At 73.0% G+C, this 16,060-nt stretch carries 16 protein-coding genes and 1 tRNA gene; 9 read left to right on the top strand and 8 right to left on the bottom strand.

Annotation, left to right across the window (positions count from 1 at the left end; translation table 11 throughout):
- Positions 1-8 precede the first annotated feature (8 nt).
- A tRNA-Val gene (locus tag CG740_RS20960) sits at positions 9-80 on the top strand.
- Positions 81-151: 71 nt separating this feature from the next.
- Here the strand turns inward: CG740_RS20960 and CG740_RS20965 are convergent.
- Positions 152-676, bottom strand: coding sequence for a MarR family winged helix-turn-helix transcriptional regulator (locus CG740_RS20965; RefSeq protein WP_100576737.1), 525 nt, complete (start codon positions 674-676; stop codon positions 152-154).
- A 119-nt stretch (positions 677-795) separates the two neighbouring features.
- Here CG740_RS20965 and CG740_RS20970 point away from each other — a divergent pair, with 119 nt between their 5' ends.
- The 4 genes from CG740_RS20970 to CG740_RS20985 all read left to right on the top strand — a co-directional run bounded on the left by CG740_RS20970 (position 796) and on the right by CG740_RS20985 (position 4,959).
- Entirely contained in the window at positions 796-2,295 is a 1,500-nt protein-coding gene (locus CG740_RS20970) for an MFS transporter (RefSeq protein ID WP_442802843.1), read from the top strand.
- Positions 2,296-2,490: 195 nt separating this feature from the next.
- Positions 2,491-2,940: a hypothetical protein gene (locus CG740_RS20975; RefSeq protein ID WP_100576739.1), complete on the top strand. Its 450-nt coding sequence runs from the start codon at positions 2,491-2,493 to the stop codon at positions 2,938-2,940.
- A gap of 263 nt (positions 2,941-3,203) precedes the next feature.
- Entirely contained in the window at positions 3,204-3,788 is a 585-nt protein-coding gene (locus CG740_RS20980; protein ID WP_234376407.1) for a DUF1990 family protein, read from the top strand.
- An 85-nt stretch (positions 3,789-3,873) separates the two neighbouring features.
- Positions 3,874-4,959, top strand: a complete 1,086-nt coding sequence (locus tag CG740_RS20985; protein WP_100576903.1) for a magnesium and cobalt transport protein CorA — start codon at positions 3,874-3,876, stop codon at positions 4,957-4,959.
- 18 nt (positions 4,960-4,977) lie between these two features.
- On the opposite strand, the gene CG740_RS20990 is transcribed toward CG740_RS20985, so the two are convergent.
- A complete protein-coding gene (locus tag CG740_RS20990) occupies positions 4,978-5,514 on the bottom strand; it encodes an RNA-binding S4 domain-containing protein (protein WP_442802844.1) in 537 nt (178 codons plus the stop codon).
- A 9-nt stretch (positions 5,515-5,523) separates the two neighbouring features.
- Here CG740_RS20990 and CG740_RS20995 point away from each other — a divergent pair, with 9 nt between their 5' ends.
- Positions 5,524-5,754 carry a DUF2277 domain-containing protein gene (locus CG740_RS20995; protein ID WP_100576741.1) on the top strand — a complete coding sequence of 77 codons (231 nt, stop codon included), beginning with the start codon at positions 5,524-5,526 and terminating at the stop codon, positions 5,752-5,754.
- Between the two features lie 40 nt (positions 5,755-5,794).
- Here CG740_RS20995 and CG740_RS21000 read toward each other — a convergent pair whose 3' ends face one another.
- From CG740_RS21000 to CG740_RS21015, 4 genes are all read right to left on the bottom strand, one after another.
- Positions 5,795-6,433 (bottom strand): DedA family protein, encoded by a 639-nt coding sequence (locus CG740_RS21000; RefSeq protein WP_100576742.1) that lies wholly within the window; start codon positions 6,431-6,433, stop codon positions 5,795-5,797.
- 229 nt (positions 6,434-6,662) lie between these two features.
- Positions 6,663-7,121: a DoxX family protein gene (locus tag CG740_RS21005; protein ID WP_100576743.1), complete on the bottom strand. Its 459-nt coding sequence runs from the start codon at positions 7,119-7,121 to the stop codon at positions 6,663-6,665.
- A gap of 81 nt (positions 7,122-7,202) precedes the next feature.
- Positions 7,203-8,879, bottom strand: coding sequence for an alkaline phosphatase D family protein (locus tag CG740_RS21010; RefSeq protein ID WP_100576744.1), 1,677 nt, complete (start codon positions 8,877-8,879; stop codon positions 7,203-7,205).
- A 108-nt stretch (positions 8,880-8,987) separates the two neighbouring features.
- Positions 8,988-9,656 (bottom strand): HNH endonuclease family protein, encoded by a 669-nt coding sequence (locus tag CG740_RS21015; protein WP_100576745.1) that lies wholly within the window; start codon positions 9,654-9,656, stop codon positions 8,988-8,990.
- 633 nt (positions 9,657-10,289) lie between these two features.
- Between CG740_RS21015 and CG740_RS21020 the strand changes: the two genes are divergently transcribed.
- Together CG740_RS21020 and CG740_RS21025 are read left to right on the top strand one after the other, a co-directional pair.
- Positions 10,290-11,042: an ABC transporter permease gene (locus CG740_RS21020; protein ID WP_100576746.1), complete on the top strand. Its 753-nt coding sequence runs from the start codon at positions 10,290-10,292 to the stop codon at positions 11,040-11,042.
- Between the two features lie 255 nt (positions 11,043-11,297).
- Positions 11,298-11,879 carry a TMEM165/GDT1 family protein gene (locus tag CG740_RS21025; RefSeq protein ID WP_100576747.1) on the top strand — a complete coding sequence of 194 codons (582 nt, stop codon included), beginning with the start codon at positions 11,298-11,300 and terminating at the stop codon, positions 11,877-11,879.
- Positions 11,880-11,993: 114 nt separating this feature from the next.
- Here CG740_RS21025 and CG740_RS21030 read toward each other — a convergent pair whose 3' ends face one another.
- Entirely contained in the window at positions 11,994-12,668 is a 675-nt protein-coding gene (locus CG740_RS21030; RefSeq protein ID WP_100576748.1) for an HAD-IA family hydrolase, read from the bottom strand.
- A 224-nt stretch (positions 12,669-12,892) separates the two neighbouring features.
- Complete coding sequence (locus CG740_RS21035; protein WP_234376408.1) at positions 12,893-13,759, bottom strand: peptidoglycan-binding domain-containing protein; 867 nt, start codon at positions 13,757-13,759, stop codon at positions 12,893-12,895.
- 194 nt (positions 13,760-13,953) lie between these two features.
- Here CG740_RS21035 and CG740_RS21040 point away from each other — a divergent pair, with 194 nt between their 5' ends.
- Positions 13,954-16,014: an MFS transporter gene (locus CG740_RS21040; protein WP_100576750.1), complete on the top strand. Its 2,061-nt coding sequence runs from the start codon at positions 13,954-13,956 to the stop codon at positions 16,012-16,014.
- Positions 16,015-16,060: the final 46 nt, after the last annotated feature.

Here is a 16,060-nt window from a genome sequence, read left to right on the forward strand (position 1 = left end):
TCATCCACGGGTGTGTAGCTCAGGGGTAGAGCGCTGCTCTTACAAAGCAGATGTCGGCGGTTCGAAACCGTCCACGCCCACCGTGCCGATCAGGCACCCAGTAGGTGAAAGGCCCTCCGGACGCGGTCCGGGGGGCCTTTTTGATGCCCGGTCAGCGAGTGCCGCTCCCGGGGGCCCCGGGGGAGTGCTGCGGAGGGGCGCTCTCTTCCTTCAGGTGGGTTTCCATGGTGCCGTTCAGGTCGGCCAGGAACGCCTCGAACTGCTCCAGGAGCCGGGGCGGGTAGTGGGACATCGCGGTGTCCATGCGGTGGGCGAGCGGGCCGAAGAACTCGTCCGCCCGTTCCTGGATGTGTCCGCCGCTGCGCAGGGTGACCACGCGCCGGTCCGAGTGTTCACGGGCGCGGGTGATGTGCCCCGCCGCTTCGAGGCGGTTCAGCAGTGCGGTGGTGGCTCCCGTAGACAGGGAGATCCGCTCGCTCAGGCGCGCCGGCGACAGGGGGGTGCCGCGCTCCTCGGCGGCGGCGATCTCCAGGACCGCGGTCGCGTCGGTGGAGTGCAGGCCGAGCCAGGCGGCGAAGCGGCGGCCGAACTCGGTGTAGTGGCCGCCGTAGACCCGCAGCGACTCCATCAGCCGCTCACGCCGCTGTGCGACACCGTCCCGCACGGCTTCCTCCATGGCCGACCCTCCACCCTTCTGCCCTGCTCGTGCGGTCCGCCCGGAGCCGCCGTTTTTGACAACCTACCGCCATCACTTTACCTTCACCGTAAAGATACTTCACCGTGGAGGTAATTGGCGTGAGCACTCCTTCCCCCGGCCCGGACGGGGCGGCCGGGCCCCATCGCCGGCGATGGCTGATCCTGGTGGCGATGCTCGTCGCGGAGATCATGGACCTTCTCGACGCCTCGATCGTCAACGTCGCCGGCCCGGATCTGGAGCGGTCCCTCGGGGCCGGTTCCGTCGGCCTGCAATGGGTGATCGGCGGCTACGCCCTGACCCTGGGGGCCGGTCTGGTCCTCGGGGGCCGGCTCGGTGACCGCTACGGCCGGCGCCGGATGTTCCTGATCGGCCTGGCGTCCTTCACCGCGAGCTCGCTGCTGTGCGCCGTCGCGCCGGGCATCGGGTCGCTGATCGCCTTCCGGCTGCTCCAGGGCATCGCCGGGGCGATGCTCCTGCCCCAGGGCCTGGGCCTGCTCCGGGAGAACTTCTCCGGCTCCGAACTCACCAAGGTCTTCGCGGTCTTCGGGCCCGTCCTGGGCCTGGGCGGCATCGTCGGCCCCGTACTCGGCGGCTTCCTCATCGAGGGCGACTTCTTCGGCCTGGGCTGGCGGTCGGTGTTCCTCGTCAACCTGCCCATCGGCATCGCCGCACTGATCGTCGCCGCCAAGTTCGTGCCGAGGAGGGCGGGCGACCGCACGGTGCGGGTCGACACGACCGGGGCGGCCCTGGTGGTGGCGGCCTGCGCCCTGCTCGTGCTGCCGCTGAACCAGGGCCAGGAGGACGGCTGGCCGCTGTGGACCTGGCTGTGCATGGCGGCGTCGGCGGCCGGGTTCGCCCTGTTCGCCGTGCAGCAGCGCCGAACGGCGGCCGCCGGCCGCGAACCGCTGGTGACCCCGGGCCTGCTGCGCAAACCCGCGTTCACCGTCGGACTCGGCGGCATCGCCCTGTTCTTCGGGGGACTGATCGGCACCCAGCTCGTGCTGACCCTCTACCTCCAGATCGGCCGGCACTTCACCGCAGGCGACGCGGGACTCGGCAACCTGCCGCTCGCCGTGGGAACCGCGGTCGGCGGTGCCGTCAGCGGGGCGTTCCTCGCGGACCGGATCGGCCGCAAGGTGCTCCAGATCGGGCCGCTGGTCCAGCTGGCGGGCGCGGCCCTGCTGTGGTTCGAACTCGACGGGCTCGACGCCACCTCGTTCTCGATCCGGGACATCGCCCCCGGCGTGGCGGTGGCCGGCATCGGCGCGGGCATGGTGATCGCCGCCCTGTTCGGGTTCATCCTCGCCGCGGTCGACGACGACGAGATCGGGTCCGCCTCGGGCGTCCTGTCGGCGGTCCAGGCGGTCGGCGGCTCCATCGGCGTCGCGGTCTTCGGCTCGGTGTTCTTCGCCCGGGCCAGGACCGGGGACTTCATCACCGGTTTCCAGCACGCGCTGATCGTCCAGGCCTGCCTGCTGGCGGCCTTCCTCGCGATCACCTTCCTGCTGCCCGGGCAGGCCCGCCCCGAGGAGGAGCAGCACGGCACCGCTCCCGAGGCCGCCGCCGGCGACTCCGACCGCCGGCACCTCGCCGTCTGAAACCCGGCCCGCGCCCCGCGGGCGCCCGCGCGGCGCGCGGGGCAGCGGGCTCGGCCCGCACGCGGAGTACCTGGCTCCCGCCCGCCCCCGCCGCGCGGTCGCGCCGCGCGGCGGGATGCGGACAATGGGAACTGCGCCGCCCCCGGCACTCGCGCGGCGCGACCCGCTTCGAGCTGGAGTGTCCGAGGAGCAGACATGGGTCGGCAGAAGGTCAAGTCAGCGGTCCTCATCGGCGCGGTCGCGGCCCTGGTCGCGGCGGTCGGGCCGGCCGGCCCCGCCGTCGCCACGGGTGGGGCGGGGGAGCCCCACACCGTCGTGGTCGACTGCTCCGGGCAGCCCCAGGTGCGGCCGAGCAGCTATCTGATCGCCTGCGGTGACGGAAACAACGGGCTCGTCTCCCTGGAGTGGACGCAGTGGGGAGCGGCGTCGGCCGAAGGCCGTGGCTCGGACGTGGTGAACGACTGCATCCCCTACTGCGCGGCCGGCCGCTTCCACACGTACCCCGTGACGGTCCGCCTCGACACCGTCCGCCCGAGGCCCGGCCAGTCCGGTCAGCCGTACTTCACCGTGCTGCATGTGCACTACACGGCCGACACCCCCGCCCGGACGCCGCGCGACGCGACGTATTCGATCGTCGGAGTGTGACGGCGGGAAGCCCCGTCAGGGTGCGGACGGGGCTTCTCGGCCGGCACCGCCGCGTGCTCGGGGGTCAACGCGCGGCGCCGGGATCCGGCGGGTCAGGAGCGGGGAGGACACCGCCGGATGGCTGAGATTACGCCCGTACTTGGCTGAAACGTAACCCCTGTGCATGATGAGGGCCCGACGGAGCCGCGAGGCCCCGGGGGCTTGGTGGTTCCGGTGTGGTGGTGTGCGGTTCCCGCGCCGGAGCCGGGGGAGAGGGGGCGGTTGTGAGGACGGTCGGCGGGGGACTGCGGGCGGCCTACCTACGGGCCTGCGCGGCGCAGCCCGGATACCCGGAGGTCGGCGCGACCGACCGGCCGGTGCTGCCCGGCGCCGAGGCCGGATACCGCGTGTTCCGGCACCGGGTCCGCATCGGGTACGGCCAGGAGGCCTTCGAGCGGGCCGGGGACTGCGTCATGGGGTGGGGCGTGCAGCGCGGCGCCGGGTTCGGGGTGTACCCGGGCGCGCCCGCCGTGCCCGGCGCGACCGCGCTGGTCGTCCTGCGGCTGCCCGGGCTGCCGTTCCCGCGCGTTGTCATCCCGTGCCGCGTGGTGTGGACCGTACGCGCCGCCGAACGCGTCGGATTCGCCTACGGCACGCTCCCCGGCCACCCCGAGCGCGGCGAGGAGTCCTTCGTGGTGGGGCGCGAGGCGGACGGGCTCGTGTGGTTCGAGGTCGCCGCGTTCTCCCGGCCCGCCCGCTGGTACGCCCGGCTCGGCGGGCCCCTCACCCGGCTGTGCCAGGACCTGGCCACCCGCCGCTACCTCCGGGCCGTGTCCCGGGCCGCCCGCGGGGGAACGCGGCAGCGGTGAGGCGCGTCTCCCAGGGGGCGCGTGGACGTACAGGAGGCGGTGGCACACTGGCCGCTCATTCGGTGAAGGGAAGCTGGTCGTGGCGATGATGCGGAACCTGCGGAGGGCGGTGCGCCGCGCCTACCGGCGGACCGTCGACCTCAGCCATCCGGCGCGCTCGCCCCTGGGGAGCGCGGTCGTCAACTGTGCCGTGTACGTCGACGGGGTGCGGCAGAAGGGCGACTGCCCGGTCGAGGAGTCGCTGCGCCGGGTGCGCGGGCTCGGGGAGGGGGCCTTCGTCTGGATCGGGCTGCACGAGCCGACCGAGGAGGAATTCGCCGGCCTGGCCCGGCTGTTCGGGCTGCACCCGCTGGCCGTCGAGGACGCCGTCACCGCCCACCAGCGCCCCAAGGTGGTGCCGTACGACGACACCCTGTTCTCGGTGTTCAAGACGTGCCGGTACGTCGAGCACGAGGAACTGACCGCCAGCAGCGAGGTGGTGGACACCGGCGAGCTGATGGTGTTCACCGGAGCCGACTTCGTCATCACCGTGCGGCACGGCAGGCACGGCTCGCTGGGGCCGCTGCGCGAGGAACTGGAGCGGGAGCGCGAGCAGTTGGCCAAGGGACCCGCCGCGGTGCTGCACGCCATCGCCGACCATGTCGTCGACGAGTACCTCGCCGTGGTCGACGCCATGCAGAGCGACATGGACGCGGTCGAGACCGCGGTGTTCGCCGAGAACGCGGGGCGCGGCGACGCGGGCCGCATCTATCAGCTCAAGCGCGAACTCCTCGAACTCAAGCGGGCGGTCGGGCCCCTGGACCGGCCTCTCCAGAAGCTCGCCGGTGAGCCGGTGCCCTCCATCGACCCGCAGGTCAGGCCGTACTTCCGGGACGTGGCCGACCACCTGCTGCGCACCACCGAACAGATCGCCGCCTTCGACGGGCTGCTCGACTCCATTCTCCAGGCCCACCTCGCCCAGGTCACGGTGGCCCAGAACGAGGACATGCGGAAGATCACGGCGTGGGCGGCGATCGTCGCCGTGCCGACCATGGTCTGCGGGATCTACGGCATGAACTTCGAGAACATGCCCGAACTGCACTGGCGCTACGGCTACTTCATGGCACTCGGGCTCATGGCGGCGGCCTGCTTCGTCATCCACCGCGGCTTCCGGCGCAACGGCTGGCTGTAGCCGGGTCCTGGACGGGCCTCAGCCCGCGCTGCGCCGGCTCTCCGAGAGGCCGCGCAGGCGTTCCATCTCGCGGCGGTCGCGCTTGGTGGGCCGGCCGAGGCCCCGGTCCCGTACGCCGGCCGCGAGGATGTCGGCGCGGGCGGGCGGCGGCGGGCTCTTGTCGATGTAGGCCTCGACGGCTACGGGGGCGCCGACCCGCTTGCGCAGCAGCGTGACGACCTTGACGATCCGCTCCCGGCCGTCCGTGCGCAGCCGCACCTCGTCGCCGACCTTGACCTGGTGGGCCGCCTTGACCCGCTCGCCGTTGACCTGGACGTGCCCGGCCCGGCAGGCCGTGCCCGCCTGGGAGCGCGTCTTGGTGAGCCGGACCGACCAGATCCAGCTGTCGACGCGTACGGGGCCGGTGCTGGTGCCGTTCGCTGCTTCCGCCATGCCGTCGACTCTAATCCGCGGACGCGCCGGAGCCTCGCGCTTTTCCGACCCGGAGGGGGATCGGGGACCGGTCCGGGGGCCCGGCCGGAAGGGCCCGGGGCCGTTGTCAGTGGTGTCGGTCACACTGGAGGCATGTGCAGAAGCATCAAGACCCTGAGGCCCCCGGCCATGCCGGAGGAGGCCACCGAGGACGACATGAGGGCCGCCGCCCTCCAGTACGTGCGGAAGGTGTCCGGTTTCCGGGCGCCCGCCGAGCACAACAGGGAAGTGTTCGAGCGTGCGGTGGACGAGATAGCCGAAGCCACCCGCGCGCTGCTCGACGGCCTTGAGGTGCGGGGGGCCGCGGCGCGGAAGCCGGCGTAGCCGACGAGCGAAAGGCCGGGGGTGCTCGGCCCGCGCCCGCTCAGGCCGCCGGTGCAGCCGTCGCCGGGCCCGGGCGCTTCACGACGTACGCCGCGAGGCCGCCCGCCGCGAACAGGGCGAGCAGGGACACGCCCGTGCCCAGCCAGGTCGCGCCGAGCCACTGCCCGCCGAAGTAGCCGAGCCCCACGCTGTAGGTGGCCCAGGCCACGCCCGCGAGCGCCGACCAGGGCAGGAACTCGCGGACCTTGCGGTGGGCCGCACCCGCGCCGAGGGAGACCACGGAACGCCCGGCGGGCGCGAAGCGCGCGATGACGACGAGGCTGCCGCCGCCCCGGCTGAGCGCCATGCCGAGTCGTTCCTGCGCGCGGGTCAGCCGGCGGGAGCGGGCGATCGCGCGCTCCAGGCGGGCACCGCCGCGCAGGGCCAGGCGGTAGGCGACCAGATCGCCGAGGACGGAGGCGGTGGCGGCGCAGGCGGCCAGGGCCAGCAGATCGGCGTGGCCGGCCTGGGTCGCGGAACCGGCGCCGGCCGCGGTGGCGGAGCCGGCGGCCGTGGTCGCCGCGGTGATCACCAGGACGCCGCTGGGCAGCACGGGAAGGAAGACGTCGAGGAGGACGCAGAGGGTCACGACGGCGTAGATCCAGGGGCTGGACGTCAACGCCCCCACACTCTCCAGCACGTTCGCTCCTCTGCGGCTTGTCGGTTCCCCGGGACTGAATACCGCGGTGTCGCGGGGAAGCGGCAGGGGCGGCGGTACAGCCGTACAGCGTACGCCCGGCCGTGCAGAAGTTTTCTGCCAGGGGTGGTGCCGCGGTGCGACGGCGCGTCGCGACACGCCGCTGCCCGGAGTTCGGGGACCGAACTCCGGGCAGCGGCAGGCGCGTTGAGTGCCGGGACGGTGCGTCCGCTCAGGCGGCGACGGTCTCGCGCTGGGTGTCGGAGGCCGGCCGGGCGGTCCGGCGGGCGCCGAGGAGCTGGTCGAGCGCGAGCGCCCCGGGGCCGGTGAAGACCAGCAGCAGGAACGCCCAGCAGTACATCGCGGAGGCCTCGCCGCCGTTCTGCAGCGGCAGCAGCGCGTTCGACTGGTGGACGCTGAAGTAGGCGTACGCCATCGAGCCGGAGGAGACCAGGGCCGCGGCGCGGGTGAACAGACCGGTCAGCACCAGGATGCCGCCGACGAGCTGGATCACGGCCGCGTACCAGCCGGGCCAGGTGCCCGCGGGGATCGAGCCGCCGCCCATCGCGCCGCCGAAGACGCCGAAGAGGGAGGCCGCGCCGTGGCACGCGAACAGGAGGCCGATGACTATGCGGAAGAGGGCGAGCGCATAGGGGCGCGCGCGCTCGGCGTCGAGCGTGGGGGAAGCCATGGGGGCTCCTTCGGTTGGGGACGTGACCGATGGGGTCCACAGGTTAGGCAGCCCTCATTTGTGCTTGCAAGTTCAACATTCTTAATGTCTTGTTTCGGCTGGGTGAATTGAGCCAGGTGTGCCGTCGGGCGCGATCGGCCGGTCCATGACGGTCCTTAGTTGGACTGGACCACTGCGCAGAGGGCCGGTGCGGCGCGCCCGATCCAGCCGCAGCCGTGCGGAACGGCCGTGCAGCGTAAGGGTCATGAGCTGGTTGCCGAACCACGGCCCGCCGGTCTTGCGCCAGTCGAACACCGGCCGAACCACGCGCGCGTGCCGCGCGAGGGCGTGGCCGAGACCCCGCCCCAGACGGCTCCAGCCGAAGCGGAATCCGGCCTGCACCGGGGCCGGAACCGAGTTGTGGACCGGCGAACACGTGAACTGGCAGACACGGGCAGTGGGTTGGGGCACGGAATTTGGCCAGAAGGGCTGGGCCACGTATGCGTGGTGTACGTCACCCGACAGGACGCTGATGGTGGCGGGCGCGCCCGGACCCGAGCCGGTGCGGGCGATCAGTGCGGTGAGGCGCTCGAACGAGGCCGGGAACGCGGCCCAGTGCTCCAGGTCGGCCCGCCGGCGCAGCCGCTCGCCGAAGCGTGCCCAGCGCCGGCCGCGCGAGCCCGCGCACAACGCCGCGTCCCACTGCTCCGCGTCATGGACGAGCGGCGGCAGCAGCCATGGCAGGGACGTCCCGATCAGGAGGTGGTCGCACTCGTCGGGGCCCGGCATCTGCTCGCCCAGCCAGCGCTCCTCGCCCTCGTCGAGCATGGCCCGCCGCCCCTCCTCCAGGACCCGGGCGGCCCGGCTGTCCACCATCACGAGCCGGGTGCGGCCGAAGTCGCGCCGATAGCTCCAGCGCACCGTCGCCGGGTCCCGGTCGGCCAGGGCCGCGAACGCGCGCAGCGCCTCGGTGCCGTCCGGCGTGCCCCGTACCGCCGTATACAACGGATCGTCGGCGAGCTCGGCGGGGGAGAGGTTACCGAGGTGCTGGTGGACCCAGTACGACATCAGGCCGCTGAGCACCCGCTCCTGCCACCAGGGCGTCGCACGCATCTCGGCGAGCCAGGCGGCGCTGGTGTTCCAGTCGTCGATCACGTCGTGGTCGTCGAAGATGTGGCAGCTCGGCACGGTGGAGAGGAACCAGCGCACCTCGGGGTCCAGCCAGGTCTCGTAGTACAGCCGGGTGTACTCCTCGTAGTCCGCCACCTCGGCGCCCGGCGCGTCGCGCAGGTCCCGGCGGGCGGCCAGCCAGCGGCGGGTGTCCGGCGAGACGTTGTCCGCGTACACCTGGTCGCCGAGGAGCAGCAGCAGATCGGGCCGCTCGGCGTCGGGGTCGGCGGCGATGCCGGTGGCGAGTGCGTCGAGCGCGTCCGTGGCGGTCGGATCGGGCGCGCGCCGGCAGGAGCCGAAGGCGACGCGGAGCGGGGCGTCGGCCGCCGGGACGCGGATGGTGCTCGGCGGGAAGCGCGAGTCGGGCGGCGGCCACACCGGATGCCCGTCGAGCAGCACCTCGTACGGGGTGGCGGTGCCCGGCGTCAGGCCGGCCAGTGCGATCAGGGCGTAGTGGTGCCCCGCGATCTGGAAGGTGCCGGACTCGCCCTCGGTGCCGTCGGCGCAGCGCACCCGGGCGGTGCAGGGCCGGTCGGCCTCGACCCACACCGTGGCGGCCCCGTGCGGGTCCAGATGTCGCAGCAGCGGCCCCAGGCGCAGCCCGGCCATGTGATGCCCCCTCCGTCGCCGGTCCGTTCGTACGGTACGGAACGACGGAGGGGTACGACAGGTTTCAACGGCCTTGTGACGTAAGCCTGTTGTCCACCCGCTCCGATGTCAGCAGCCGTTGAGGATGCCCTGGAGCGCGTTCTTCTCGGCGGAGTCGACGGTCAGGCTGTAGTAGTGCTTCACATCGACCCACATCCGGGCGTACGTGCAGCGGTAGGAGGTCAGCGACGGCAGCCACTTGGCGGGGTCCTTGTCGCCCTTGGCCTGGTTGACGTTGTCGGTGACCGCGATCAGCTGGGGACGGGTCAGGTCATTGGCGAAGCCCTGGCGCTGGGCGGTGGTCCAGGTGTTCGCCCCGGAACGCCAGGCCTCGGCGAGCGGCACGATGTGGTCGATGTCCACGTCGGAGGCGGCGGACCAGGTGGCGCCGTCGTACTCGGAGTACCAACTGCCGCTGGTCGCAGCACAGTTGGAGTCGGTGGTGACGTTCGTACCGTCGCGCTTGAGCACGACCTCGCGGGTGTTGCAGGTGCCCGACTGGGTGATCCAGTGCGGGAACTTGTCCCGGCTGTAGCCGGTCAACGAGCCCTCGGCCTGCACGGTGAGCTGGCCCAGATAGGTACGGGCGGTGGCGGCGCTCACCGGGGTGGGCGGCGAGGCCTCGGCGGCCGGGGCGGTGATCAGGGCGGCGCCCGCGGCGAGTGCGGCAGCGGCGGCGAGGACGGCGGAGCGACGCGCGTAGACGCGGGGCGTACGCGTTCCTATGGCGGCTGACATGCGAACTCCCTTGAGATGGGGGGTATGTGACCGGCCGCGGGATGGGCGGCCCGGCCAGCGTGACGGCGCCGGGTTGCCTGGGGATGGGCGCCAGGTAACAGCGTGGCGACATGGGCACGTCAGATCAAGAGTCCGGACGCCCCGGAGGAACAAGGGAGTTGACGCACCGTCGGCGCGGGACCGGCATCCGTCGGCGCGTACGCCGGACCGACGCCACGGGCGCACGACGGGAGCGACGGGCCGCCCCGAAGGGGCCCGCGGTGGGAGCGACAGCCGCCTCCACGCGGCACGCCGGGCGGGCGCGGCCCGAGCCGTTCGACGCCCGCCGGGCCGGATGCCGGGCCGGCTTGGCCCGAGCCGTTCGACAGCGGCTGGCCCGGATGCGGCCCGAGCGGTTCTGCACCCGCCGGGCCGGATGCCGGGCCGGCTTGGCCCGAGCCGTTCGACAGCGGCTGGCCCGGATGCGGCCCGAGCGGTTCTGCACCCGCCGGGCCGGGAGCCGGGCCGGCTTGGCCCGAGCCGTTCGATGCCGGCGCCCCCGGACGTCGGGCGGGCGCCGCCGCAGCCGTTCGACACCGGCTCGCGCTGGGAGCGTCTGCCCTCGCCGGGGGCCGTGCGTCGTACGGTGGGCGCGTGCTGCTGCCCGTGAACGTCACGCTCGGGGCCGTTCTGGTCGTCCTGCTCCTCGCCGCCGCCGGTGTCGCCGCGGCCGCGCACCTGGGGCGCCACCGCGAGATCCTGATCGCCGGGGTGCGGGCGGCGGTTCAGCTCACCGTGGTCGCCCTCGCGATCCACTGGGTGGTCGGCTCGGTGCCGCTGCTGCTCGGGTTCCTGGCGCTGATGTTCGCCGTCGCCGTGCGCACCGCGGGCCGCCGGATGACCGCGAACGCCACCTGGTGGTGGGCGGCCGCCCCCATCGCGGCCGGGGTCGCGCCCGTGGTGGCGGCGCTGCTGCTCACCGGGCTCGTCCCGGTCAAGGGCATCGCGCTGATCCCGGTCACCGGCATCCTCATCGGCGGCGCGCTCACCGCGACCGTGCTCGGCGGGCGGCGCGCGCTGGACGAGCTGACCGCGCGGCGCGGCGAGGTGGAGGCCGGGATGGCGCTCGGCCTGCTCGACCGGGACGCCCGCCTGGAGATCGCCCGGCCCGCCGCGTCCGACGCGCTCCTTCCCGGCCTCGACCAGACCAGGACGGTGGGCCTGGTCACCCTGCCCGGCGCCTTCGTCGGCATGCTGCTCGGCGGCGCCTCCCCGGTCCAGGCGGGCGCGGTCCAGCTGTTCGTGCTGGTCGCGCTCATGTGCGTCCAGGCGATCGCGGTGTCGGTGGTGCTCGAACTCGTGGCGCGCGGCAAGGTGCACCGCGAGGTCCGGGACCTTGGTCCCTGATGGGGCGCGCGCGGCATGCCGTACCCTTGAGGGCGCAGAAGGGGAGTAGCTCTTCGCCGGAACGTCGACATACTGCCGAGTCCCTCAGGGGTTCTTGGCCGGCGCCCGGAGGCGAGTGCCCGCAAGGGACCCGCCAGCGAGACCTTCGGCCGCAGTGACATGACCATTCATGGCGCTGCCGTGCCGAAGCGACCCCGAATCCAGCTCGGAACTGCTCTCGGTGCGGCCCGCCCGACCGATTGAGGAACTCCTTCCGTGCTCAGCCTTACGATCATGGCGATCACCTTCGGTGTGATCTTCCTCGCCGAACTCCCCGACAAGACCGCGCTCGCGGGACTGATGCTCGGCACCCGCTACAAGGCCTCCTACGTCTTCGTCGGCGTCGCCGCCGCCTTCGCCGTCCACGTCGTCCTCGCCATCGCGGCGGGCAGCGTGCTGACCCTGCTGCCGCAGCGGCTGCTCCAGGCGATCGTCGGCGTCCTCTTCCTCGCGGGCGCGGCGATGCTGCTCTTCAAGAAGGGCGAGGACGACGAGGACGTGAAGCCGCCCGCCGACCAGTCGTTCTGGAAGGTCTCCGGAGCGGGCTTCATGCTGATCCTGGTCGCCGAGTTCGGTGACCTCACCCAGATCATGACGGCCAACCTGGCCGCCCGTTACGACAACCCGCTGTCCGTCGGCATCGGCGCGGTGCTCGGCCTGTGGGCCGTCGCGGGCCTCGGCATCCTGGGCGGACGGACCCTGATGAAGCGCGTGCCGCTGCGCCTGATCACCAAGGTCGCGGCCTGTCTGATGCTGGCCCTGGCCGGCTTCAGCCTCTTCGAGGCGATCGCGGGCTGACCTCCTCTGCCCCCCCGGCTGATCCCCGCCGCCCGTACGCGGATGACGAAAACGGCCCCCGTGGTAGGACGGGGGCCGTTCGTTCTCGGGGCGGGTGCCTTGGAGGGCGCCCGCTCAGCCGGTGATCTCCAGGCGCAGGGTGCCGTCCGCCTCGGCGGTGACGGTGAGGTGCGTGAGGTCGGGAACGTGCGCGGTGGGCTCGTGGGCACCGGCCCGGGGGCCCACGCCGATGACCCGCATGCCGGCGGCCCGGCCGGCCGCGATGCCGGCCTCGGAGTCCTCGAAGACCACGCAGTCCGCCGGGTCGAAGCCCAGCTCGGCGGCGCCCTTGAGGAAGCCCTCCGGGTCCGGCTTGCTCGCGCCGACGCTCTCGGCGGTGACCCGCACCTCGGGCATCGGCAGTCCGGCGGCCGTCATGCGGGCCCGGGCGAGTGCCGCGTCGGCCGAGGTGACCAGGGCGTGCGGAAGGCCGGCGATGGCGGCCATGAAGGCGGGGGCTCCGGCGACCGGGACGACACCGTCGGTGTCGGCGGTCTCCTCGGCGAGCATCACCTTGTTGTCCGCGTAGTTCTGTTCCATCGGCCGCTCCGGAAGCAGCACGGCCATGGTGGCGTAGCCCTGGCGGCCGTGCACGACCTTGAGGGCGGCCTCCGGGTCGAGGCCGTTGCGCTCGGCCCAGCGGCGCCAGCAGCGCTCCACGACGGCGTCGGAGTTCACGATCGTCCCGTCCATGTCGAGCAGGAGGGCGCGGGCGGTCAGGACGGTGGTGGTCGTGGTGCTGGCCGACATCGGCGGACTCCAGGGCACGGGAGCGGGTGGCACGGGAAAACAGACGGGCGGCTCGGAAACAGCCGGGTGGCTCGGAAAGACAAAGGTGACCCCCGCCCGCCGGTCAGGGAGTACAGGCAGGGATCACTTTGTTCCTCCACGATACAAAACGCGAGGGGGGTTGTGCCACCCGGCCCCCTTGTGCTTGGCGGACGGGTGCCCCGGCGGGCGCGAGCACCGCGTTCTCAGGGTCGCCGGGTGACCGACTCCAGGGCCTGGCGGGTAGCCGGTCCGTAGACCCCCGCCGGGTCGCCGTCGACGCCCAGGTACGACTGGAAGGCACGCACGGCGCGCTCGGTCCGGGAGCCGAAGCCGCCGTCGATGCTGCCGGAGTAGAGCCCCAACTGGGCCAGCCGCTGCTGGAGTTCGAGTACCCCCGGGCCCTTGTCGCCGCGCCGCAGCGGGCCGCTCGCGGGCGGTACGAGCGGTTCGGGTGCGGGGGAGTGCGAGGGCTGCGCGGACGGGGAGGCGGAGGGCGTCGGGGCCGGCTTGGACGGGGTCGGCGAGGCCGGCCCGGACGCGGACGGCGGCGCCGAGGGCCGCGCGGAGGCCGGCCGGCTCGGGCTCGGCCTCCTCGTACGGGATGCGGCGGGCGAGGGCGCCTCGGCGGACGGCGAGTCGTCGCCGCTGTACGGGGCGACGGTCCCGGCGGCATCCGGCACTGCCCGCTTCGGGGTCGCGTCATTGGCGAACAGCGTGCTCGCGAACGCCGCCGTGGCGACCACGACCACCGCGACGGCGCCGACGGTCACCGCGGCCAGCCGGCGCCCGCGGGGAGCCCGCCCGGCGCCCGGGGGCGCGGAACGCTCCGCCGGACCGGGCGCGGGCTCCGCCGGGGGAACCACCGCCCCCAGCCGCATCGTCCGCTCGGCGGGCGCCTCCGGCACGGCCCGGGCCCCCTCCTCAGGCTCGGCCGAGGCGTTCGGCAGCAGCACGTACGGCCGGATCCGCAGCGGGTCGAAGTCCTCCGAGGCGGCCGCCTCGGCCGAGCATTCGGCGTGCAGTGTCCCGGCGGCGCGCTCGGCGCAGACGCAGCCGGGTCTGCCGTCCACCCCGCGTTCCGCACCGCATGCGGGACAGCCCTGTCGGGTCATCGTCGGGTCCCCTCCCCAAGAAACTCCGAGCGATTATGCCGGGCGGGGCGCGGGCGCCGGGGGCCGTGTGGCCGGTCCGGCAGGCCATTTCCGTACATTCCGATCAAGATGGTGGGAGCGAGTCGGAGCACACACACGGATGGGACGTGGCCATGGCTCAGGGAACCGCTCCCGCCACCGTCGCCCCCGGTGCGGGGCAGGAACGGCGGACCGTACTGGTCGCCATCGGCGCGCTGCTGCTCGGCATGCTGATCGCCGCGCTCGACCAGACCATCGTCTCGACCGCGCTGCCGACCATCGTCAGCGACCTGGGCGGCATGGAACACCTGTCGTGGGTCGTGACGGCGTACATGCTGGCCTCGACCGCGGCGACGCCCCTGTGGGGCAAGCTCGGCGACCAGTACGGTCGCAAGAAGCTGTTCCAGGTCGCGATCGTCATCTTCCTCGTCGGCTCGGCGCTGTGCGGCATCGCGCAGAACATGGGCCAGCTGATCGGCTTCCGCGCGCTCCAGGGCCTGGGCGGCGGCGGACTGATGGTGCTGTCCATGGCGATCGTCGGCGACCTCGTCTCGCCCCGCGAACGCGGCAAGTACCAGGGCCTGTTCGGCGCCGTCTTCGGCGCCACCAGTGTGCTCGGGCCGCTGCTCGGCGGGTTCTTCACCGAACAGCTCAGCTGGCGCTGGGTGTTCTACATCAACCTGCCCATCGGCGTGATCGCGCTGCTCGTCATCGCCGCCGTCCTGCACATCCCGGCGCGCGGCACCCGGCACACCATCGACTACCTGGGCACCTTCCTCATCGCCTCCGTCGCGACCTGCCTGGTCCTGGTCGCCTCCCTCGGCGGCACCACCTGGCCCTGGGCCTCGGCGCAGATCATCGGGCTCGCGGTGCTCGGCGTGGTGCTGCTGGTGGCGTTCGTCGCGGTGGAGCGCAGGGCCGTGGAGCCGGTGCTCCCGCTCAAGCTGTTCCGCATCCGCACGTTCACCCTCGTCGCGGTCATCAGCTTCATCGTGGGCTTCGCGATGTTCGGCGCGATGACGTACCTGCCCACCTTCCTCCAGGTCGTGCAGGGCATCTCGCCGACGATGTCCGGCGTGCACATGCTGCCGATGGTCCTCGGCCTGCTGCTGACCTCCACGGCATCCGGCCAGATCGTGTCCCGCACCGGGCGCTGGAAGGTCTTCCCCATCCTGGGCACGGCGATCACGGCGATCGGCCTGCTGTTCCTGCACCGGCTCGACGAGACGAGCTCCACCTGGGAGATGAGCGCCTACTTCTTCGTCTTCGGCGCCGGGCTCGGCCTCGTCATGCAGGTCCTGGTCCTGGTCGTCCAGAACGCGGTCGACTACGCCGACCTGGGCGTGGCGACCTCGGGAGCCACCTTCTTCCGCTCCATCGGCGCCTCGTTCGGCGTGGCCATCTTCGGCACGATCTTCACCAACCGGCTCACCGGCAAGCTCTCCGACGCCCTGGCCGGGCAGTCGCTGCCGCCCGGCGTCGGCCCCTCCACCATCTCCGCCGACCCGCACGCCATCGCCCAACTCCCGCCCGCCGCAAGGCCGCCGGTGCTGCACGCCTACTCCTCGTCCATCACCGACGTGTTCCTCTACGCGGCCCCGGTCGTCCTCCTCGCCTTCGTGACGGCGTGGTTCCTCAAGGAGGACAAGCTGCGCGGCGCGGTCACCGCGCCCGACGCCAGCCAGACCCTCGCCTCCAACCCCGTCGAACGGTCCTCCCACGACGAGTGCGCGCGGGCCCTCTCGGTGCTCGGCACGCGCGAGGGACGCCGGGAGATCTACCGCACGATCACCGAGAAGGCGGACCTGGACCTGCTCCCGGCGGCGAGCTGGCTGCTGCTGCGCATCAGGAAGTACGGCTCCGCCGACCCCGCGGTGCTCGCCGAGCGCGCCCCCGTGCCGCTGCACGTCATCACCGAGGCGGCCCGCCAGGTGGAGGGGCGCGGGCTCGCCCGGCGCGACGGGCTGCCGCTGGTGCTGACCGATGAGGGCCGCGAGATCGCGGTGCGCCTGTTCGCGGCCCGCGAGGAGTCACTGGCCGAGCTGCTCGGCGACTGGTGGGGGCCCGAACGCCCCCGGGACCTGGTGAAACTGATCGAGGAGCTGTCCTCGGAGCTGTCCGGCTCCGAGTCGGAACGGCCGACGGGCCCGGCCGCCCCGCGCGACCACGCCGCGGGACGCGACCATGCGTCGTGAGCCGCCCGTTAATTGGGTGGCAGGGTCGGTGCTGCCCGGGATAGGC

This window comes from Streptomyces sp. CB01201, from assembly GCF_002803085.1.
GTDB lineage: Bacteria > Actinomycetota > Actinomycetes > Streptomycetales > Streptomycetaceae > Streptomyces > Streptomyces hundungensis.